The 19,755-nt window shown below is 70.3% G+C and carries 18 protein-coding genes; 6 read left to right on the top strand and 12 right to left on the bottom strand.

Annotated features, from left to right (window positions below):
• Positions 1–107: 107 nt before the first annotated feature.
• The 6 genes from atpD to H288_RS0115525 all read right to left on the bottom strand — a co-directional run bounded on the left by atpD (position 108) and on the right by H288_RS0115525 (position 6,460).
• Positions 108–1,562, bottom strand: coding sequence for a F0F1 ATP synthase subunit beta (gene atpD, locus H288_RS0115550; RefSeq protein WP_020093502.1), 1,455 nt, complete (start codon positions 1,560–1,562; stop codon positions 108–110).
• A 42-nt stretch (positions 1,563–1,604) separates the two neighbouring features.
• Positions 1,605–2,495, bottom strand: coding sequence for a F0F1 ATP synthase subunit gamma (locus tag H288_RS0115545; RefSeq protein ID WP_020093501.1), 891 nt, complete (start codon positions 2,493–2,495; stop codon positions 1,605–1,607).
• A 134-nt stretch (positions 2,496–2,629) separates the two neighbouring features.
• On the bottom strand, positions 2,630–4,162 hold the full coding sequence (gene atpA / locus H288_RS0115540) for a F0F1 ATP synthase subunit alpha (protein ID WP_020093500.1): 1,533 nt from the start codon (positions 4,160–4,162) through the stop codon (positions 2,630–2,632).
• 54 nt (positions 4,163–4,216) lie between these two features.
• Positions 4,217–4,789: a F0F1 ATP synthase subunit delta gene (locus tag H288_RS0115535; protein ID WP_020093499.1), complete on the bottom strand. Its 573-nt coding sequence runs from the start codon at positions 4,787–4,789 to the stop codon at positions 4,217–4,219.
• 216 nt (positions 4,790–5,005) lie between these two features.
• Positions 5,006–5,704 carry a DsbA family protein gene (locus tag H288_RS0115530; RefSeq protein ID WP_020093498.1) on the bottom strand — a complete coding sequence of 233 codons (699 nt, stop codon included), beginning with the start codon at positions 5,702–5,704 and terminating at the stop codon, positions 5,006–5,008.
• 129 nt (positions 5,705–5,833) lie between these two features.
• Positions 5,834–6,460 carry a 2-hydroxychromene-2-carboxylate isomerase gene (locus tag H288_RS0115525; protein WP_020093497.1) on the bottom strand — a complete coding sequence of 209 codons (627 nt, stop codon included), beginning with the start codon at positions 6,458–6,460 and terminating at the stop codon, positions 5,834–5,836.
• A 212-nt stretch (positions 6,461–6,672) separates the two neighbouring features.
• On the opposite strand from H288_RS0115525, the gene H288_RS0115520 reads away from it, so the two are divergent.
• Positions 6,673–7,911: an argininosuccinate synthase gene (locus H288_RS0115520; protein ID WP_020093496.1), complete on the top strand. Its 1,239-nt coding sequence runs from the start codon at positions 6,673–6,675 to the stop codon at positions 7,909–7,911.
• A gap of 49 nt (positions 7,912–7,960) precedes the next feature.
• On the opposite strand, the gene H288_RS0115515 is transcribed toward H288_RS0115520, so the two are convergent.
• Together H288_RS0115515 and mtgA are read right to left on the bottom strand one after the other, a co-directional pair.
• A complete protein-coding gene (locus H288_RS0115515) occupies positions 7,961–8,605 on the bottom strand; it encodes a hypothetical protein (protein WP_020093495.1) in 645 nt (214 codons plus the stop codon).
• A gap of 62 nt (positions 8,606–8,667) precedes the next feature.
• On the bottom strand, positions 8,668–9,318 hold the full coding sequence (mtgA, locus tag H288_RS0115510) for a monofunctional biosynthetic peptidoglycan transglycosylase (protein WP_020093494.1): 651 nt from the start codon (positions 9,316–9,318) through the stop codon (positions 8,668–8,670).
• Positions 9,319–9,472: 154 nt separating this feature from the next.
• Here mtgA and H288_RS0115505 point away from each other — a divergent pair, with 154 nt between their 5' ends.
• Positions 9,473–10,444: a polyprenyl synthetase family protein gene (locus H288_RS0115505; RefSeq protein ID WP_026604982.1), complete on the top strand. Its 972-nt coding sequence runs from the start codon at positions 9,473–9,475 to the stop codon at positions 10,442–10,444.
• 211 nt (positions 10,445–10,655) lie between these two features.
• On the opposite strand, the gene mmsB is transcribed toward H288_RS0115505, so the two are convergent.
• From mmsB to H288_RS0115485, 4 genes are all read right to left on the bottom strand, one after another.
• Positions 10,656–11,783, bottom strand: a complete 1,128-nt coding sequence (mmsB, locus tag H288_RS0115500) for a multiple monosaccharide ABC transporter permease (RefSeq protein WP_042669552.1) — start codon at positions 11,781–11,783, stop codon at positions 10,656–10,658.
• A 95-nt stretch (positions 11,784–11,878) separates the two neighbouring features.
• On the bottom strand, positions 11,879–13,414 hold the full coding sequence (gene mmsA / locus H288_RS0115495; protein WP_026604981.1) for a multiple monosaccharide ABC transporter ATP-binding protein: 1,536 nt from the start codon (positions 13,412–13,414) through the stop codon (positions 11,879–11,881).
• 99 nt (positions 13,415–13,513) lie between these two features.
• Positions 13,514–14,554 carry a multiple monosaccharide ABC transporter substrate-binding protein gene (chvE, locus tag H288_RS0115490; protein WP_234083037.1) on the bottom strand — a complete coding sequence of 347 codons (1,041 nt, stop codon included), beginning with the start codon at positions 14,552–14,554 and terminating at the stop codon, positions 13,514–13,516.
• 581 nt (positions 14,555–15,135) lie between these two features.
• Positions 15,136–15,885, bottom strand: coding sequence for an SDR family oxidoreductase (locus H288_RS0115485; protein ID WP_020093489.1), 750 nt, complete (start codon positions 15,883–15,885; stop codon positions 15,136–15,138).
• A gap of 209 nt (positions 15,886–16,094) precedes the next feature.
• Here H288_RS0115485 and H288_RS0115480 point away from each other — a divergent pair, with 209 nt between their 5' ends.
• The 4 genes from H288_RS0115480 to H288_RS0115465 all read left to right on the top strand — a co-directional run bounded on the left by H288_RS0115480 (position 16,095) and on the right by H288_RS0115465 (position 19,620).
• Entirely contained in the window at positions 16,095–17,828 is a 1,734-nt protein-coding gene (locus tag H288_RS0115480) for a patatin-like phospholipase family protein (protein WP_020093488.1), read from the top strand.
• A gap of 114 nt (positions 17,829–17,942) precedes the next feature.
• A complete protein-coding gene (locus tag H288_RS0115475; protein ID WP_020093487.1) occupies positions 17,943–18,146 on the top strand; it encodes a hypothetical protein in 204 nt (67 codons plus the stop codon).
• A 70-nt stretch (positions 18,147–18,216) separates the two neighbouring features.
• Positions 18,217–19,074: an alpha/beta hydrolase gene (locus tag H288_RS0115470; protein WP_020093486.1), complete on the top strand. Its 858-nt coding sequence runs from the start codon at positions 18,217–18,219 to the stop codon at positions 19,072–19,074.
• Between the two features lie 237 nt (positions 19,075–19,311).
• The gene (locus tag H288_RS0115465) at positions 19,312–19,620 is read left to right on the top strand and encodes a hypothetical protein (protein WP_026604979.1); all 309 of its coding nucleotides are present in this window, start codon (positions 19,312–19,314) and stop codon (positions 19,618–19,620) included.
• Positions 19,621–19,755: the final 135 nt, after the last annotated feature.

Below are 19,755 nucleotides of genomic sequence, written 5' to 3'. Positions count from 1 at the left end.
CCCGCCAAGCGGGCGGAGCGTCTCGGAAAAAGGCTGCGCGGACGGCACCGGTCAGGGTCGCCCGCGCGGCCTCTGTCCCCTTCCCGCGCGGGGAAGGGGGTGTCGTCTTACGCGGCCTTGAGCTTCTTGGCCTTCTCCTGGGCCTCCTCGATGGTGCCGACCATGTAGAAGGCGGCCTCCGGGAGGTCGTCGTAGTCGCCGTTCACCAGGCCCTTGAAGCCCTTGATGGTGTCCTCGAGGGCGACCTGCTTGCCCGGCGAGCCAGTGAACACCTCGGCCACCGAGAAGGGCTGCGAGAAGAAGCGCTCGATCTTGCGGGCGCGGGCCACGGTCAGCTTGTCCTCCTCGGACAGCTCGTCCATGCCCAGGATCGCGATGATATCCTGGAGAGCCTTGTAGCGCTGCAGGGTCTGCTGGACGCGGCGGGCGACATCGTAGTGCTCCTCGCCGAGGATCGCCGGCGACAGCATGCGCGAGGTCGAGTCCAGCGGGTCCACCGCCGGGTAGATGCCCTTCTCGGCGATCGAGCGCGACAGCACGGTCGTGGCGTCGAGGTGGGCGAACGAGGCGGCGGGCGCCGGGTCGGTCAGGTCGTCGGCCGGCACGTAGATCGCCTGCACCGAGGTGATCGAGCCCTTGGTCGTGGTGGTGATGCGCTCCTGGAGGGCGCCCATGTCGGTGGCGAGCGTCGGCTGGTAGCCCACCGCCGACGGGATGCGGCCGAGGAGCGCCGACACCTCGGAGCCCGCCTGCGTGAAGCGGAAGATGTTGTCGACGAAGAACAGCACGTCCTGGCCGTCGTCGCGGAACTGCTCGGCGATCGTGAGGCCGGTCAGGGCGACGCGCGAGCGGGCGCCCGGCGACTCGTTCATCTGGCCGTAGACCAGGGCGCACTTCGAACCCTCGGCGGAGCCGTGCTCCTTCGGGTCGACGTTCACCTTGGACTCGATCATCTCGTGGTAGAGATCGTTGCCCTCGCGGGTGCGCTCACCCACGCCGGCGAACACCGAGTAGCCCGAGTGCACCTTGGCGATGTTGTTGATCAGCTCCATGATCAGCACGGTCTTGCCGACGCCGGCGCCGCCGAACAGGCCGATCTTGCCGCCCTTCGCGTAGGGGGCGAGCAGGTCCACCACCTTGATGCCGGTCACGAGGATCTGGGCCTCGGTCGACTGCTCGGCGTAGGAGGGGGCCGGCTGGTGGATGGCGCGGAACGTGTCGGCCTGGACTGGGCCAGCCTCGTCGATCGGCTCGCCGATGACGTTCATGATGCGGCCGAGCGTGTTCATGCCGACCGGAACCTTGATCGGCTCGCCGGTGTCGGTGCACTCCTGGCCGCGGGTCAGGCCCTCGGACGTGTCCATGGCGATGCAGCGGACGGTGTTCTCGCCGAGCTGCTGGGCCACCTCGAGGACGAGGCGGGCGCCGTTGTTCTTGGTCTCCAGCGCGTTCAGGATCTCGGGCAGGTGGCCCTCGAACTGCACGTCGACCACGGGGCCGATGACCTGGGTGATCTTGCCGACCTTGTTGGAGCCGGTGCCGGGGAGTGCGGTGTTCGCCATCGTTAACCTACCCTTCAAGCTGTGCGGTCGGGTCGCGGTGCCTCAGAGGGCTTCCGCGCCCGAGATGATCTCGATGAGTTCCTTGGTGATCATGGCCTGACGCGTCCGGTTGTAGATCAGCGTCTGCTTCTTGATCATCTCGCCCGCGTTGCGGGTCGCCGAGTCCATGGCGCTCATGCGCGCGCCCTGCTCGGAGGCGGCGTTCTCCAGGAGCGCCCGGTAGATCTGCACCGTCAGGTTCTTCGGCAGCAGCGTCTCGAGGATCGCCTCCTCGGACGGCTCGAATTCCAGGGCGGCGTTGCCGGCGGCCGCCTTCGCGGTCGTGTCGACCGCCGGCAGCTCCGCGGGGATCAGGCGCTGCGCGGTCGGGATCTGCGAGATGACCGAGCGGAACTCGGAGTAGAACAGGGTCGCGACGTCGAACTCGCCGTTCTCGAAGCGGGTCAGGATCTTGTCGGCGATCGAGGCGGCGAACTCGTAATCCACCGGGCGGTTGCCGCGGATGTCCATGCTCTCGACGATCTGGTCGCGGTACTGCCGGCGCAGCGCGTCGAGGCCCTTCTTGCCGACCGTCATGATCTTGACCGTCTTGCCCTCGGCGGCGAGCCTCTGGGCGTACTCGCGCACCGCGAGGCGGACGATCGACGAGTTGAACGCGCCGGCGAGGCCGCGGTCGCCCGTGCACACCACGAGCAGGTGCGTCTGCTCGGAGCCGGTCCCGGACAGGAGCCGCGGGGCGCCGACGCCGCCGACGAGGTTGCCCGCGAGGTTGCCGAGCACCGCCGACATCTTCTCGGCGTAGGGACGGCCCGCCTCGGCGGCCATCTGCGCCCGGCGCAGCTTGGCGGCGGCGACCATCTGCATGGCCTTGGTGATCTTCTGCGTCGCCTTCACCGAGGTGATGCGGTTGCGCAGGTCCTTCAAACTCGCCATCGGGTGAGGTCCAGGTCCGTTCTATGGGCCTCTCCTTCCCTCGGCGGGAAGGAGCCGGAAGTTCGGGCGGTGCGGCGGGGACCGGGATCCCCCCGCACCACCCAAGATCCCTCCCCGAGGGGAGGGGCCTCACATCAGCCGATCGACTTGGCGACGCTCTCGACGACGCTCTTCAGCTTGCCGGCGTTCTCGTCCGACAGGTCCTTGGAGGCGGCGATCGAGTCGAGCAGGTCCTTGTGCTTGGAGCGCAGGGTCGAGAGCAGCGCGTCCTCGAAGGGACGGACCTTGGTCACCGGCATCTTGTCGAGGTAGCCGTTCACGCCGGCGTAGATCACCGCGACCTGCTCTTCCATCTTCAGTGGCGAGAACTGCGGCTGCTTCAGGAGCTCGGTGAGCCGCGAGCCGCGGTTCAGGAGCGCCTGGGTGGAGGCGTCGAGATCCGAGCCGAACTGCGCGAAGGCGGCCATCTCGCGGTACTGCGCGAGCTCGCCCTTGATCTTGCCGGCGACCTTCTTCATCGCCTTGGTCTGCGCCGAGGAGCCCACCCGCGACACCGAGAGGCCGACGTTCACCGCCGGGCGGATGCCCTGGTAGAACAGGTCGGTCTCGAGGAAGATCTGGCCGTCGGTGATCGAGATCACGTTGGTCGGGATGTAGGCCGAGACGTCGTTGGCCTGGGTCTCGATGACCGGCAGCGCGGTCAGCGAGCCGTTGCCGGCGGCGTCGCCCATCTTGGCGGCGCGCTCGAGCAGGCGGCTGTGGAGGTAGAACACGTCGCCCGGATACGCCTCGCGGCCCGGCGGGCGGCGCAGCAGCAGCGACATCTGGCGGTAGGCCACGGCCTGCTTGGACAGATCGTCGTACACGATCACGGCGTGCATGCCGTTGTCGCGGAAGTACTCGCCCATGGCGCAGCCGGCGAACGGCGCGATGAACTGCATCGGGGCCGCGTCGGACGCCGTGGCGGCGATGACGATGGAGTACTCCAGCGCGCCCTGGTCCTCCAGGACCTTCACGAACTGGGCCACCGTCGAGCGCTTCTGGCCGATAGCGACGTAGATGCAGTAGAGCTTGGCCTTCTCGTCACTGCCGGCGGTGTGGCCCGGCTTCTGGTTCAGGATCGTGTCGAGGGCGATGGCGGTCTTGCCGGTCTGGCGATCGCCGATGATCAGCTCGCGCTGGCCGCGGCCGACCGGGATCAGGGCGTCGATCGCCTTCAGGCCCGTGGCCATCGGCTCGTGCACAGACTTGCGCGGGATGATGCCCGGAGCCTTGACGTCGACGCGGCGACGCTCGGTCGACTGGATCGGGCCCTTGCCGTCGATCGGGTTGCCGAGGGCGTCGACGACGCGGCCGAGCAGGCCCTTGCCGACCGGCACGTCCACGATGGCGCCGGTCCGCTTGACGGTCTGGCCTTCCTTGATCTCGCGGTCGGAGCCGAAGATCACGATGCCGACGTTGTCCTGCTCGAGGTTCAGGGCCATGCCGCGCACGCCCGACTCGAACTCGACCATCTCGCCGGCCTGGACGTTGTCGAGGCCGTAGGCGCGGGCGATGCCGTCGCCGACGGACAGGACCTGCCCGACCTCGGAGACCTCGGCCTCCTCGCCGAAGTTCTTGATCTGCTCTTTCAGGATCGCGGAGATCTCGGCGGCGCGGATGTCCATACTCGGGCCTCTGTCGCTGATGCGTCTATGCGTGTTCGGGTCGGATGGGGGCGCTTACCGCGCGGCCCGCATCGCGAGGCGGATACCGTTGAGCTTGGTCTTGAGGGAGGCGTCGACCATGCGCGAGCCCATCTTCACGACGAGGCCGCCGATCAGGCTGGGATCGACCACGAGGTCGACGGCGACATCGGCCTTGGCGATGTCGCGCAGCGACGCCTTGATCTCCTCGATCACCGCGTCGGAGGGCTTCTCGGCCACCCGGACCTGGGCGCGCACGATGCCCTTCGAGTCCTGGACCAGGGTCCGGAACGCGTCGATCATGTCGGGCAGGGCGAAGAGCCGGCGGTTCGAGGCCGCGAGGCGGATGAAATTGCCGGCGAGGCCGCCGATGCCCGCCTTGTCGAGCACGGCGCCGATGGCGGCCGCCTGCTCCTCGGCGCTGAAGACCGGGCTGCGGACGAGGCGGCGGAGATCCGCGCTCTCCTTCAGCAGCGTGTCGAATTGATCGAGAGACTCGGCGACCGCGTCGACCTGGCGCTCGTCGCGCGCGAGCTCGAACAGGGCGGAAGCGTACCGGCCCGCCACGCCTGCGACCAGGGGACCAGCCTCGGAACCGTTCTGCGCCACCCGTCGCTCTCTTCTCTGGTTGCCCGTCCGCTCCGCGCGCTCCGGCTGGAGCGCGGTGCGAGACCGTTCGGGACGTGGGATCGCGCCGGCAACGGACAGGTCGAGAACTGTCCTCGCGGCGCGGCGACCGCCTAGCATGCCAGCATGGCCGCGCGCAACACGGCAGGCGCGCGTCGCTGCGCGTCAGGACGGCGGAAGTGTGACGCGGGTCCCGCCTCAGCAGGCGAGCCGGTCGCAGCGCCGCACGCTCGCGATCATCTTGGCCATGGCGCCGGCGCCGGGATGCCCGAGGATCCCGCTGTTGCCGATCACGTAGGACGGCGTCGCGTATAGGCCGAGATCCGCGGCCATCCGCATCTGGCTCTTCAGCGCCGCGCGCACCTCCTCGCTGTCGGCGATCTCCTCGACCTCCGCCTGCGGGATCCCCATCGTGGCGGCGACGGCGAGCGCGCCGGGCCCGTCGATGCGGCCGGGCTTGCCCAGCAGCGTCTGGTAGAAGCGCCACGCCGCCTCGGAGCCGAGCTTGCGCTGCACCGCGAGCATCACCTTGGCGGCCTGGGCGGATTGCGGCGACAGGATCGGGTTGTGGACAAGCCCGATCCGCAGCTCCGGATCGCTGTCGTGCAGGGCAACCACGTCGGCGGCCGCCTTCCGGCAGTACGGGCAGTTGAAGTCGAAGAACTCGTAGAGCGTGGTGCCGGCATCCCGCGGCCCGACATAGGTCACGCCGCGCAGGGCCGGGATCTGCCCGGTGATCTCGCCCGGCAGGATCGAGTTCGCCACCGCGCGCCCGTCGTCGCCCGTCACCGCGACCCGCTGGCCGTAGGATTGCGCGGAGGCGCTGGTCAGGCCGGCACCGAAGGTGGCGGCTGCGGCGAGCAGGAGGCGTCGCGAGACAGGCTTCGAAACAGGCATGGGACTCGTCCGGGGCATCGCTGTCCCGCTCCGGCCGCGCCGAAGCGGAGCCGGACCAGAACCAGGGGGTCGAGTCGGTTTCATGGCCGAGCGGCCGTGAACGTCGCGCTACCGCGCGGCGGGCGCGGCCTAGCGCAGCCCCTTCGGCCGGTCGCCGGTCGCCCAGGCCAGGGCCTGCTCGAGCCGGTCGTTGCCCCAGAACAGCTCGCCGTCATCGGCCAGGAACGTCGGCGCCCCGTAGATCCCGCGGGAGCGCGCCTCCTCGACGCTGACCCGCAGCTTCGTCTTGTTGGCCTCGGCGGCGGCGGCCCGCACGGTCTGCGTGCCGTCGAGCCCGAGCGAATCGAGGATCTCCGCGACGGCCGCCGGCTCCGCGATCGAGCGGCCCTCGGCGAAGCTCGCGGTGAAGACCGCCTTCGAGAACGGGACCAGCCACGGCTGGTCCTGGCCGAGGATCGCGACCCGCACCGCGCTGAGGCTGTTCTGCGGAAACTGGGCGGGGCGCGTCACCGGCGGCAGGCCGAGGCGGGCGGCCTCGCGCTCGACGTCGCGCCACATGTTCTTGCCCTTGGCCGCGTAGAGATTGAACGGCGAGGTGGTCCAGCCCTGCGCGGCGAAGAGCGGCCCGACCAGGAAGGGGCGCCACCGGATCGCCACGTCCGCCTCGGCGGCGGCGGCCTCGACGCGCATGGCCGCGAGGTAGGAGTAGGTGGAGGCGAATTCGTACCAGAACTCCAGAATTGGCTGGCGCGCCATAGACTTCGCTTCTCCGATGCACTCTCGCGGCGATGACGACCTGCAACGCCCGCGCCGTTTCTGACACAACCGCAAGGCCGTCGTGAGGCGAAACGCGGCCGATCCTCCGGCATCTCGGCTACGCGCGAGGCGGCGCGCCGGTTGCAGGCCGGTGACACCCGCGATAAGCCGCAGACGCCGAGCCAGATCCCTCGCCCAGTTCCGGAAGTCCCATGTCCGTCCCCGCGAAGAGCCCCGTGAAGAAGGTCGTGCTGGCCTATTCCGGCGGCCTCGACACATCGATCATCCTGAAGTGGCTGCAGACCACCTACGGCTGCGAGGTCGTCACCTTCACGGCCGATCTCGGCCAGGGCGAGGAGCTGGAGCCCGCGCGCCGCAAGGCGGAGCTCCTCGGCATCAAGCCCGAGAATATCTACATCGAGGACCTGCGCGAGGAATTCGTCCGCGACTACGTCTTCCCGATGTTCCGGGCGAACGCCGTCTACGAGGGCGTCTACCTGCTCGGCACCTCGATCGCCCGGCCGCTGATCGCCAAGAAGCAGATCGAGATCGCCGAGCGCGTCGGCGCCGACGCGGTCTGCCACGGCGCCACCGGCAAGGGGAACGATCAGGTCCGGTTCGAGCTTGGCTACTACGCGCTGAAGCCCGACGTCACGGTAATCGCGCCCTGGCGCGAGTGGGACCTGCGCTCGCGCGAGCAGCTCATCGCCTTCGCCGAGCAGCACCAGATCCCGATCGCCAAGGACAAGCGCGGCGAGAGCCCGTTCTCGGTGGACGCCAACCTCCTGCACGCCTCCTCGGAGGGCAAGGTGCTGGAGGATCCGGCCGTCGAGGTGCCGGACTACGTCTACTCGCGCACCCTCTCCCCCGAGGAGGCGCCCGACCAGCCGACGGTCATCACGATCGGGTTCGAGCGCGGCGACGCCGTCTCGATCGACGGCGAGGCTCTGTCGCCCGCGAGCCTTCTGACCAAGCTCAACGAGCTCGGCCGCGCCAACGGCATCGGCCGGCTCGACCTGGTGGAGAACCGCTTCGTCGGCATGAAGAGCCGCGGCATGTACGAGACGCCGGGCGGCACGATCCTGCTGCCGGCGCACCGCGCCATCGAGTCGATCACGCTGGACCGGGGGGCCGCGCACCTCAAGGACCAGCTCATGCCGCAATACGCCGAGCTCATCTACAACGGCTTCTGGTTCTCGCCGGAGCGCGAGATGATCCAGGCCCTGATCGACAAGAGCCAGGAGAAGGTCACCGGCACGGTGCGGCTGAAGCTCTACAAGGGCGGCGTCCACGTGATCGGCCGCGAGAGCCCGCACTCGCTCTACGACCAGGACCTCGTGACCTTCGAGGAGGGCGCCGTCGCCTACGATCACCGCGACGCGGCGGGTTTCATCAAGCTCAACGCCCTGCGCCTGCGCACCCTGGCCCAGCGCAAGAAGCGCGAGGGCTGAGCCCGGTGCCGGTCGCCGCCGCGCGGGCGGCCGCGACCGGAGGTAGCCGTCAGGCGGGGAGCCAGCGCTCGGCGGCCCGACGGAAGTCGCCGGGCCCGAGATCGGCGTAGCGCAGGAAGATCTGCAGGGCCGGCTGCAATTCGCGATGGAGGCGCACGAGCCGCGTCTCCGCGTCCTCGTCGTCGTTCGCGGCCGCGCCCGGCACGGCGGCGAGAAGGCGCTTCATGGCCGCGGTGTAGGCACCGTCCGCGCCGTAGGGCCGCTCCGGGTCGACGCGCGGCACCCCCTGCTCGGCGTTCCACCCGATGTTCAGCTGCGGGATCAGCGCGAGGTGCTCGGGCGTCACCGCGAAGGTGATCAGGTCCGGGGTCTCGCCGGTGGCCGCGTCCCGGAAGACGTCGCCCACGGCGCCCGGATCGAGCTTGGCCAGACCGTTGTGGTACTGGTACCGGCCCGGCTTCAGCTGCCCGTTCTGGACGAAGACGGCGAGGCCGTCCTCGAGGGACCGGTGCTCCTCCTCGGCGCCCTCGTCGTCGCCGGTGACGTTGGCGATGTCGCCGTCGCGGTCGAGGCTGCCATAGGGGGCGGCCGGGTGGATGGTCGGCGCCCCCGGCTCGGCGCCGTCCCAGGCGACGACCATCCGGCGGATCAGGGCGATGCGCTCCAGGCTCAGGTCGTAGGCGGCATCGCTCATCGTGTATCGGTCCCGGCTCTCACGCTTGGAAGGCCCGTCTTACAGAGGCGAGTCGCCCCCTGCTACCGCCGCACGCAGCCCGTGAGGCCGTCGATCTGTCCCATCATCGCCTGGATCCGCGCGGCCCGGCGGCGCACCCCGGGAGAGGGCCGGCCGGCGCTGCGGGTGATCGGGTTCGGCAGCACGGCGGCGAGCAGGGCGGCCTCGTTGCGGGTCAGCCGGCTCGCGTCCTTGCCGAACCAGTGCCGGCTCGCGGCCTGCGCGCCGTAGATCCCGTCGCCCCACTCGGCGACGTTGAGGTAGATCTCCATCATCCGGCGCTTGCCCCAGAGCGTGTCGAGCGCCAGCGCCAGCGGGATCTCGATGGCCTTCCGGATGTAGGAGCGGCCGGGCCACAGGAAGACGTTCTTCACCGTCTGCATGGCGATCGTGGAGGCGCCGCGGCTCGGGGAATCCTCGTCCTCGACCACGTCGCGGATCGCGCCGAAATCGACCCCGTGATCCAGGCAGAAGCGCTGATCCTCCGAGGCGATCACCGCCTGCGGCAGGACCGGCGCGATGGCGGAGAGCGGGACCGGATCCCGACTCACCGGCTGAAGCGTCAACCACCGTCCCAGCATCAGGGTCGACGGCGGCATCACCGCGCTATAGACGAGCGCCAACGTCAGCGCGAGGACGAACCCGACGGCGGGGAGCAGCAGCAGCGCTCCCACAAGCTGTCGGACGCGACGGGAACGGCGCGGGCGCGCGAGCGGGAGGTCGCGACCTGCCGTCTCCCGCCTGCGTCGAGCCCCGTCCACCGTGAGTCCGTCCCCGCCCAACTGACACCCGATTGGTTTCGCAAGGCCAGGACCGGACGTAAGCCCGATGACCCCGACCCCCTCAACGCAGGCACCGACCGGTTCGGTCAAGGCAGTCACGCCGGCCGCCGATTTTACCCACAGGTTGACGGAGGTCGCCGGCACGGTCGAGACCTTCCTGGTCGAGCGGCTCGGCCCCGCGGTCGGCGCCGGCGAGATCGCCCGGCCGCCCCGCCTGATGGAGGCCATGCGGCACGCCGTGCTCGGCGGCGGCAAGCGTCTCCGGCCGTTCCTGGCCATCGAGACCGCCCGGATGCTCGGCGGCTCCGAGGCCGCCGCGCTGGCGGCCGGCGCCGGCGTCGAGCTGGTCCACTGCTACAGCCTCGTCCACGACGACCTGCCGGCGATGGACGACGACGACATGCGCCGCGGCAAGCCCACGGTCCACAAGGCCTACGACGAGGCCACCGCCATCCTCGTCGGCGACGCCCTGCAGACGCTGGCCTTCGAGATCGTGGCCGACCCGACCTGGCAGCCGGATGCGCGCATCCGCGCCGACCTCGTGCTCGGCCTCGCTCGGGCCTCGGGCCTCGGCGGCATGGTCGGCGGCCAGCTCCTCGACCTCACCGCCGAGGGCCGGTTCGGCGCGGCCAACATGGACGTGGACGACACCCTGCGGATGCAGGCGATGAAGACCGGCGCGATCCTGGCCTTCTCGGTGGAGGCCGGCGCGATCGTCGGCGGTGCCGACAAGGACCAGCAGGCCGCACTCCTGCGCTACGGCCTCGCCCTGGGGCAGGCCTTCCAGATCGCCGACGACATCCTCGACCGGGAGGCCTCGCCCGAGGCCATGGGCAAGGCCACCGGCAAGGACAAGGATGCCGGCAAGGCGACGCTCGTCGACCGTCTCGGCATCGACGGGGCCCGCGCCGAGTGCGACCGCCTCGTCGGCGTCTGCGAGGACGCGGTGTCGTCCTGGGGGGAGGGCGCCCGCGTCCTGCGCGACGCCGCCCGCTTCACGGTCGCCCGCAAGACCTGATCGCGCCGGGCGGCGGAAACCCGGCCGCCGCCTCGGGCGGCCGGGCCGGGCCCGGCAGCCCGACCTCCGCGAACACTGCGCCACGACCACGCGGGGCACGCCACAAGCGATCGCGGCTCCGCCGGATCGACACCCTCCGCGACGCGGACCCGCGCCGTCCCGATCGGGGCCATCCGAACCGGAGGCGGGACCGCGGAGCGCGGGGCGCCGGTCAGAGCCGGTTGGTCTTGTTGTGGACGTCGAGGCACACGGCGGCGAGCAGGACGACGCCCTTGATCACCTGCTGCCAGTCGACGCCGATCCCCAGGATCGACATGCCGTTGTTCATGATGCCGATGATGAAGGCGCCGATCACGACACCCGAGACCTTGCCGATGCCGCCCGCCGCCGAGGCGCCACCGATGAAGCAGGCCGCGATCACGTCGAGCTCCATCCCGACGCCGGCCTTCGAGTTCGCGGTGTTGAGCCGGGCGACGAAGATCATGCCGGCGAGGCCCGCCAGCGCGCCCATGTTGGCGAAGGTCAGGAAGGTCAGCCGCTCGGTCTTGATCCCCGAGAGGCGCGCGGCCTTGATGTTCCCGCCCAGCGCGTAGATCCGGCGCCCGATCGTCGTCCGCGTCGTCACGAACCCGTAGAGCGTCACCAGCGCCAGCAGCACGAGGAGCACGTTGGGCAGGCCCCGGTACGCGCTCATCTGCCAGGCGAAGGCCAGGATCAGGATGGCGGTCACGCCGTTGCGGCCGATGAACGCCGCCGGGGACTCGGCCGGGCTCGCGTTCCGCAGCCGAGCCTGCCGCCGTCGCCAGTTCAGCCCGGTCAGCGTCGCGACCAGCGCGGCGGCGATCAGGACGGCGGTCCAGGGTCCGGCGCCGTTGACGAGGAAGCCCTTGGCGAGGAGCTGGAACACCTCCGGGAACGGTCCGATGGAGGCCCCCTGCAGCAGCACCTGCGTCAGGCCGCGGAACACCATCATGCCGGCCAGGGTGACGATGAAGCTCGGGATGGCGAGGTAGGCCACGAAGTAGCCCTGCAGACCGCCGATGACCGCGCCCACCGCGAGGCACAGGACGGCCGCAGAGAACGGGTCGACGTGGAAGCGGACCATCAGCAGGGCGGCGAGCGCCCCCACGAAACCGACCACCGAGCCGACCGACAGGTCGATATGCCCGGCCACGATGACCAGCAGCATCCCGAGCGCCATCACGACGACGTAGCTGTTCTGGAGGATCAGGTTGGTCAGGTTCAGCGGCTGGAACAGGACGCCGCCCGTCGCGACCTCGAAGAACAGCGTGATCACCGCCAGCGCGACGACGAGACCGTAGGCGCGCAGCTGCGCCATCGGCAGGCGGCCGCGCCCGGCCCGGACTTCGCCCGCGGCGGCGGCCGGGATGAGGTCCCTGCCGGGGCTCACGGACTTGCTCACTGTGATGTCGGTCATCCGTTCAGCCCCCTGGAGCGCATGATGGCGCGCATGATCGCTTCCTGGCTGGCCTCGGCGCGGTCGAATTCGCCCACGAAGCGCCCCTCGTTCATCACGTAGATGCGGTCGCAGAGGCCGAGCAGTTCCGGCATCTCCGAGGAGATCAGGAGGACGCCGCGGCCGTCCTCCGCCAGCTCGTTGATGATGCTGTAGATCTCGTACTTCGCGCCGACATCGATGCCGCGGGTCGGCTCGTCGAGGATCAGCACCTTGGGCCGGGTGAACAGCCACTTGCTCAGCACGACCTTCTGCTGGTTGCCGCCCGACAAATTCACGGTCTGCTGCGTCACCCCGACGGAGCGGATGCGCATCTTGGTGCGGTAGCCGGTCGCGACCCGGTGCTCGGCCGCCTCGTCGATCACCGCGGCGGTGGAGATCCCGGGCAGGTTCGCCAGGGTGGTGTTCCGGGCGATGTCCTCGCCCAGCACGAGCCCGAGTTGCTTGCGATCCTCGGTGACGTAGGCGAGGCCGGCCGCGATCGCCCGGTCGATCGTCGAGACGTCGACCTCGACACTTCCGATCCGGACCGTGCCCCGGATGTCCCGGCCGTAGGACCGGCCGAAGAGGCTCATGGCGAGCTCGGTCCGGCCCGAGCCCATCAGGCCCGCGATCCCGACGATCTCGCCCCGGCGCAGGCTCAGGTCGACGTCGCGCACCACCGCCCGGCCGGCGTGGACGGGGTGGTGGACCGTCCAGTCGCGCACCTCCATCAGCACCGCGCCGATCCGCGGCGTGCGGACCGGGTAGCGGCTCTCCAGCGTGCGGCCGACCATCGCCCGGATGATGCGGCCCTCGTCGATCGCGCCGCCGCGGCAGTCGAGGGTCTCGACGGTGCTGCCGTCGCGCAGGACCGTGATCCGGTCGGCCACCTTGGCGATCTCGTTCAGCTTGTGGGAGATCAGGATCGAGGCGATGCCCTGCGCCTTGAAGCGCAGCAGGAGCTGCAGCAAGGCCTCACTGTCGGTCTCGCTCAACGACGCGGTCGGTTCGTCGAGGATCAGGAGCTTCACCTCCTTGGAGAGCGCCTTGGCGATCTCCACGAGCTGCTGCTTGCCGACCCCGAGATGGGTGACGAGGGTGTCGGGGCTCTCGTCGAGCCCCACCATCGCCATCAGCGCGCGGGCGCGGGCCTGGACACGATCCCGGTCGATGACCCCGAACCGGGCCGGCTCGTTGCCGAGGAAGATGTTCTCGGCGATCGACAGGTACGGCACCAGGGCGAGTTCCTGGTGGATGATCACGATGCCGAGGCGCTCGCTGTCCGTGATGTCGCGGAAGCGGCCCGGCCGCCCCTCGTAGGTGATGTCACCCGTGTACGACCCGTTGGGATACACGCCGCTCAGCACCTTCATCAGCGTCGACTTCCCCGCGCCGTTCTCGCCGACCAGGGCGAGGATCTCGGCGGGCTCGACGGTCAGGTTGACGTCGGAGAGGGCCTTCACGCCGGGGAAGGTCTTGGTGATTCCCCGCATTTCGAGAACGGGCTGCATGCGGCGCCTACCAGCTCGGACTGCACGTTCGGCCCGCGCGACAGTCGTCGCGGCGGGGATCGGATCGGGCGGAGCGACCGGGCTCCGCCCCGGCATCGGTCACTTGAGCTGGTCGAGCGTGTAGTAGCCCGTGTCGATCAGGGCCGGCTTCCAGTTGGCCCGGGTGACGATCACCGGCGTGAGCAGGTAGGACGGGACGATCTTCTTGCCGTTGTCGTAGGTCTTCACGTCGTTGACCTCGGGCTGTCGGCCCGCCTCGATGGCGTCGATCATCGCCACCGTCACCTTGGCCAAGTCCCGGGTGTCCTTGAAGATCGTCGCCGTCTGCTCACCGGCGATGATCGACTTGACCGATTGCAGCTCGGCGTCCTGGCCGCTGATCACCGGCAGCTTCACGCCGCCCGACCCGTAGCCCACGCTCTTCACCGACGAGAGGATCGCCGTGGAGATGCCGTCGTAGGGCGAGAGCACGGCATCCAGATGGGCGTTGCCGTAATAGGCCGAGAGCAGGTTATCCATCCGCGCCTGGGCGGTCGCGGCGTCCCAGCGCAGGGTGGACACCTTGTCCATGCCGAACTGGCCCGAGCGCACAACGAGCCTCTTCGCGTCGATGTAGGGCTTCAGCACCGACAGGGCGCCGTCGTAGAAAAAGTATGCGTTATTGTCGTCGGGCGAACCGCCGAACAGCTCGATGTTGAAGGGCCCCTTCCCGTCCTTCAAGCCGAGGGCGTCGACGATGGATGTCGCCTGCTGAACGCCAACCTTGTAGTTGTCGAAGGTGGCGTAGTAATCGACGTTCGGCGTCCCCCGGATGAGCCGGTCGTAGGCGATGACCCTGACGCCGCGCTCGCTCGCTTTCGACAGCACATCGCTGAGGGTCGTGCCGTCGATGGAAGCGATCACCAGGATCTTCACGCCGGTGGTGAGCATGTTCTCGATCTGGGCGAGCTGGGTCGGGATGTCGTCGTCCGCGTATTGCAGATCCGGATTGTAGCCCTTGGCCTTCAGAAGCCTGACGATGTTGTTGCCGTCGTCGATCCAGCGCTGCGACGACTTGGTCGGCATGGCGACCCCGATCGAATCCCCGCCGGCCGCCTGCGCCGATGCCGTGGCGCACGCGCCGATGAGCGACAGGCCCAGGATGTATTTGAGAACCGTATGCCTGGCGATCACAATCCCCCCCTATCGCTGCGCAGCCGGACTTCGACTTCAATCGAAGCGAGTCCGTGCTTCTGTTATTGTCGGTCGATTATTTTCTATAATTAAAACTCGATGTTTTACTTATCTAGTCTATGGCCGACACCCATCCACTGCCCGACCGAATATCCCTGCGGGAGCCGATCCGGCAAACTTGGCCGGGTTGGCAGGCAGAAGCGCAATCCGGGCGCCGCCGGCAGCCTCTTCGAGGGCCAAGCCCGCAACTTGAGAAGCTCGAGCATTCGATTTGTATGAGTTATAGATGGGGCCGTCAATCGGCACGCGCGGCGCCCCGTCTCGCGGCGCGGTCTCAGGTGTGTGTGTGGAGCGCGCCGCGGGTTCAGGTCCGAGTTCGATCGCCGGTCGGCGCGATGGGGTCGCGCGGGCCACGGGGCGCGGCCGGCCGATCGGCACGGCGGCGATGACCGGTCCGCTCGATCGGATCAGGGGAGGGCGGATCGCGTGTCCGCACCGCCAAGCAGTTCAGCGCGGCGTCGCCGCGCGGGCCCGGAAACCGCGTTGGTTCAGCCGCGGCCGACGAACGGCATCTTGGTGGCCATGATGGTCATGAACTGCACGTTGGCCTCCAGCGGCAGGCTCGCCATGGACAGCACGGCCTGACCGACATGGTCCGGATCCATCACCGCCTCGGCCCGCAGGGAGCCGTCCGCCTGCGGGACGCCGGCCTTCATCTTGCCGCCCATGGGCGTGTCGGCGTTGCCGATATCGATCTGGCCGCAGGCGATGTCGTAGGCCCGGCCGTCGAGGGAGGTCGCCTTGGTCAGCCCGGTCACGGCGTGCTTGGTCGCCGTGTAGGCGATGGAGTTCGGTCGGGGCGCGTGGGCCGAGATCGAGCCGTTGTTGATGATCCGGCCGCCCCGGGGATCCTGGTCGCGCATGATCCGGAAGGCGTGCTGCGTGCACAGGAACAGCGCCGTGAGGTTGGTGTCGACCACCTGCCGCCAGGTCTCGAGGGGCAGATCCTCCAGCGGGACCGCCGGAGCGCCGATCCCGGCATTGTTGAACAGCAGGTCGAGCCGGCCGAACTCCGCCTTGGTGCGCGCGAACAGGGCGGCGATCGAGTCGGGATCGGTCACGTCGGTCGGGACCGCCAGGGCTCCGTGTCCGATCCGCGCGGCGACCTCCTCGAGGGGAGCCTGACGCCGCCCCGAGAGGACGACGCGCCATCCGGCGTCGGCGAGCGCCAGGGCGGCGGCCTTGCCGACACCCGTCCCGGCCCCGGTCACGATCGCGATCCGCTCAAGCCCCGACATGCGTTCCTCCCGGCTCCGGTGTTTCACCGCCTGTAGCGGATGGCCGCCGCCGCGCGAAGGCTCGGCGTTTCACATGCGGGCCACGGTCACGGGGCGTACCGGCGGCCGCCATGCGCTATGGTGGTCGAAAGACACGGGGACGGGAACGGAACGATGGGGCAGGGTTCGTCGGCAGGCCTGCGCGGGACGAGCGACGCGGCGGTCCCGGCGTGAGCGCACCCGAGATCCCGTTCCTCGCCGGCCTCGACGCGCCGGCAATCGCGGCCGTGCGGGCCCGGATGGTGCCGGTGGCGGTGCCGGGCGGCCGGACCCTGTTCGAGCAGGGCGAGACCGGGGACGCCCTGTACACGCTGGTCTCCGGCGCGGTCGGCGTCTCGGCCCGCGACCATGCCGGGCGGCCGACCCGGATCGCGCGCCTGCGGCCGCCCGAGACCTTCGGCGAGATGGCCCTGCTGTCGGACGCCCCGCGGGCGGCGACCGTTATGGCGCTGCGCGATTCGCACCTCCTGCAACTCACCCGCGGGGCCTTCGAGGCGGTGATCGCCGAGCACCCGCACACACTCCTCTACTTCGCCCGGATGCTCGCCGACCGCCTGCGGGCGATCTACGACGGCCACTCGGTCCACCACGCACCGCGGATCTTCACGATCCTGGCCGTGACCGAGGGGCCCGATCCGGCGCGGGTGGCGCGGCAGCTCGCCGCCGCCTTCGACGCCCTGCTGCCCGGGAAGACCGGCTGCCTCACCGACTGGCCGGAGGGCGCCGACGAGGCGTGGTTCCAGGCCTTCGAGGGCGCCCACGCGCGCACGATCTTCGCGGCGCACGACATCGACTGCCCCTGGTGCCGCCAGAGCCAGCGGCGGGGCGACCATGTCCTGCTCCTCGCCGAGCCCGGCGCGCCGCCGCGGCCGGGCGCGGCGGCCTATCTCGACCGGGTGCGCTCCGACTGGATCCGCATGGACCTCGTCGTGCGCCAGGACCCCGCGGCCCGGCGCCCGAAGGCCCTGCATCCGGAGGTCGCCGCGCTGCCCGCGGCGATGCGCATCCAGGTCCGGGACGGCGACCGGGGGGATCTGCATCGCCTCGCGCGGCTCGCCAGCGGGTCGGCGCGCGGCCTCGTCCTCGGCGGCGGCGGGGCCCGGGGGCTCGCCCATCTAGGAGTGCTCAAGGCCCTCGACGAGGTGTCCTGCGCGCCCGACTTCGTGGGCGGGACCAGCATGGGCGCGATCATCGCGGCGAGCCTCGCCATGGGCTGGAGCGTCGCGGAGATCCAGGCCCAGATCGAGGCGTTCTTCGCCACCAGCAACCCGATCAACGACTACACGCTGCCGCTGCACGCGCTGACCCGCGGCGCAAAGGTCGATGCCGGCCTCGCGGCGCGCTACGGCGGCGTGCGCATCGAGGACCTCTGGCTGCCGTTCTTCTGCGTCTCGTCGAACCTGACGACCGGCAACACCATGGTGCACCGCTCGGGCGACCTGCCGAAGGCCCTGCGCGCCAGCATCGCGATCCCCGGCCTCCTGCCGCCCGTGCTGTGCGACGAGGGCGTCCTGGTCGACGGCGGCATGATGAACAACCTGCCGGCCGACGTCGCCGCCGGGCTGGAGCGCGGCCCGGTCCTGGCCGTCGATGTCGGGACCGACCGGGCGTTCCAGGATATGCCGCGGCGCGGGTGGAGCGGCCGGCTCATGCGCAAGCTGATCGGCTCACCGCTGGCGATGCCGGGCCTGGCCCCGCTGCTCCTGCGCGCCGCCACCGTGTCGAGCGACGCGCAGAGCCTGATGGCGGCGGCCCACGCGACCGCCGTGCTGAAGCCGCAGCTCTCCGGCATCGACCTGCGGGCGTGGTCGCGCTTCCGGGAATCGGCGGAACTCGGCTACCGGGAGACCCGCGCGGGCATCGCGACCGGGACCCTCGCGCGCTGGCTCGACCCGATGCGCTGACCCGGTGCGCCGAGATGTCCGCGTGCGGCGGCGCACGCGCGGCGCCCGCGGCCCTGTAACCCGGACCATCCGCCGACGATCTCCGGTGCAACACGTCATCGGGAGACCGGAACCATGACCCATCCTGCCAAGACCCCGACCGGCGCCGTGCCCGGTTCCGCGCCGGACCGGCGCGCCGCGGCCGACCATTCCGGGCCGCACGCCCTCCTGCACGGCGCCGCCTTCGTGCTGCTGTGCCTCTGGACGCGGACCGCGCCGGAGCGTCTGCGCGACCAGCTCTCCCCGGACGCCGGCGACGGCGCCGCGCTCGGCTTCTGAGCGGATCGGACCGGAGGACGCGCGCGTTCTCCGCCGCGGGGGAGCCGGACATGACGGAGCGCGCGCGAGAATGACCGTCGCGGGAGTGAGGTTTCGCCGGATCGCCCTGCCGGAGATCGGCCTGCACGTGGCCGAGGCGGGCCCCGAGACGGGGCCGCCGACCATCCTGCTGCACGGCTTCCCGGAATCCTGGTACGGCTGGCGCCACCAGATCGGGCCGCTCGCCGAGGCGGGGCTGCGGATCATCGCGCCGGATCAGCGCGGCTACGGCCTCAGCGACAAGCCGGCGGGGATCGCCGCCTACCACCTGGACCGGCTGGCCGGCGACGTCCTGGCCCTGGCCGACGCCTACGGCGCGCCCACGGTGCGGCTCGTCGGCCACGACTGGGGGGGCCTCGTCGCGTGGTGGGTGGCGAGCCGCCACCCCGAGCGGATCGACCGGCTGGCGATCCTCAACGCGCCGCATCCCGCGATCGTCGGCACCTACATGCGCCGCCATCCCGGTCAGTGGCTGCGCAGCACCTATGTGGGCCTCTTCCAGCTCCCGCGCCTCCCCGAGCGGCTGCTCACGGCGGATCGCGGCCGGGCCCTGCGGCGCGCGCTGACGACCTCCAGCCGGCCCGGCACCTTCGCGCAGGCCGATCTCGACCATTACGTCGCGGGGTGGCTCCGGCCCGGCGCGATGACCGGCATGCTGAACTGGTACCGGGCCCTGGTGCAGCTGCCCCGGGCGCGGCCGCCGCGGGTGCGCGTGCCGGTGCTCATCCTCTGGGGGCGACGGGATACGGCGCTGCAGCCCGGCTTGGCGGAGGCGAGCCTCGCGTTCTGCGACGCCGGCCGGCTCCGCTGGTACGAGCGGGCCAGCCACTGGCTCGCCCACGAGGAGCCCGAGGCGGTCAACGCCGACCTCGGCGCGTTCCTCCGCTAGCCGCCTTGCACCCGCGTGAAAGCGGGCCGGTCCACGCGGGCAAGTTGTAGAGCGATATTCAATGCACGGCCGGATCTCGCAAGTCTCCGCGCCGGCGAGTGCGGACGCGCGTCGGGCGGTGCGGTAATCCGTTCGCTTCTCGGAAGCCACGTACTATTTTTCGCTCGCCGCTCCGGAACATGACGAGCACTTGTCACTTGGTGGTGGCCCATGAGGGCTGATCGGAGCTACTCCACGATGTCTTTTCGTTCTTTCCTGACCGCGGGTGTGGTCTTCGGCGGCCTCCTGGCCGGAACCGTCGCGTCGCAGGCCGCGCCCGCGATCGCGCAGCCCGGCTTCGCCGGATCCGACATGGTCGAGACCGTGGCGATGCATCGCCATCACCGCATGCATCATCACCGGATGCACCGCCATCACTCGACCCGGCACGAGCGCCGGATGCGGCGCATGAACACGATGCGCCACGGCAACCCGAACGCCCGCAACCCGTCGCGCCCGGGCTACCAGCAGCAGCTCGGCAACACCACGGGCGGCCCGCGCTACTGACATCGCGACCGCGCCCGGATTCCGCGCAGGCTGTGGCGGATCCGGGCGCCATCCACCGGCGATGCGGAGTCCGGGCGCCTTCTCCCCAGTCGCATCGGTTCGCCCGGCCTGATTCGCCGGCGTCGCTCTGCTAAG

Source organism: Methylobacterium sp. 285MFTsu5.1 (assembly GCF_000383455.1).
Taxonomy (GTDB): domain Bacteria; phylum Pseudomonadota; class Alphaproteobacteria; order Rhizobiales; family Beijerinckiaceae; genus Methylobacterium.
This window is presented reverse-complemented; position numbering and strand designations above follow the sequence as displayed.

What these genes read in the sequence shown, in the direction of transcription:
- atpD (WP_020093502.1), bottom strand. Translation starts at nt 1,562, where the DNA reads ATGGCGAACACCGCACTCCCCGGCACCGGCTCCAACAAGGTCGGCAAG.
- H288_RS0115545 (WP_020093501.1), bottom strand. Translation starts at nt 2,495, where the DNA reads ATGGCGAGTTTGAAGGACCTGCGCAACCGCATCACCTCGGTGAAGGCG.
- atpA (WP_020093500.1), bottom strand. Translation starts at nt 4,162, where the DNA reads ATGGACATCCGCGCCGCCGAGATCTCCGCGATCCTGAAAGAGCAGATC.
- H288_RS0115530 (WP_020093498.1), bottom strand. Translation starts at nt 5,704, where the DNA reads ATGCCTGTTTCGAAGCCTGTCTCGCGACGCCTCCTGCTCGCCGCAGCC.
- H288_RS0115525 (WP_020093497.1), bottom strand. Translation starts at nt 6,460, where the DNA reads ATGGCGCGCCAGCCAATTCTGGAGTTCTGGTACGAATTCGCCTCCACC.
- H288_RS0115520 (WP_020093496.1), top strand. Translation starts at nt 6,673, where the DNA reads ATGTCCGTCCCCGCGAAGAGCCCCGTGAAGAAGGTCGTGCTGGCCTAT.
- H288_RS0115515 (WP_020093495.1), bottom strand. Translation starts at nt 8,605, where the DNA reads ATGAGCGATGCCGCCTACGACCTGAGCCTGGAGCGCATCGCCCTGATC.
- H288_RS0115505 (WP_026604982.1), top strand. Translation starts at nt 9,473, where the DNA reads ATGACCCCGACCCCCTCAACGCAGGCACCGACCGGTTCGGTCAAGGCA.
- mmsB (WP_042669552.1), bottom strand. Translation starts at nt 11,783, where the DNA reads ATGGCGCAGCTGCGCGCCTACGGTCTCGTCGTCGCGCTGGCGGTGATC.
- mmsA (WP_026604981.1), bottom strand. Translation starts at nt 13,414, where the DNA reads ATGCAGCCCGTTCTCGAAATGCGGGGAATCACCAAGACCTTCCCCGGC.
- H288_RS0115485 (WP_020093489.1), bottom strand. Translation starts at nt 15,885, where the DNA reads ATGTCGGGGCTTGAGCGGATCGCGATCGTGACCGGGGCCGGGACGGGT.
- H288_RS0115475 (WP_020093487.1), top strand. Translation starts at nt 17,943, where the DNA reads ATGACCCATCCTGCCAAGACCCCGACCGGCGCCGTGCCCGGTTCCGCG.
- H288_RS0115470 (WP_020093486.1), top strand. Translation starts at nt 18,217, where the DNA reads ATGACCGTCGCGGGAGTGAGGTTTCGCCGGATCGCCCTGCCGGAGATC.
- H288_RS0115465 (WP_026604979.1), top strand. Translation starts at nt 19,312, where the DNA reads ATGTCTTTTCGTTCTTTCCTGACCGCGGGTGTGGTCTTCGGCGGCCTC.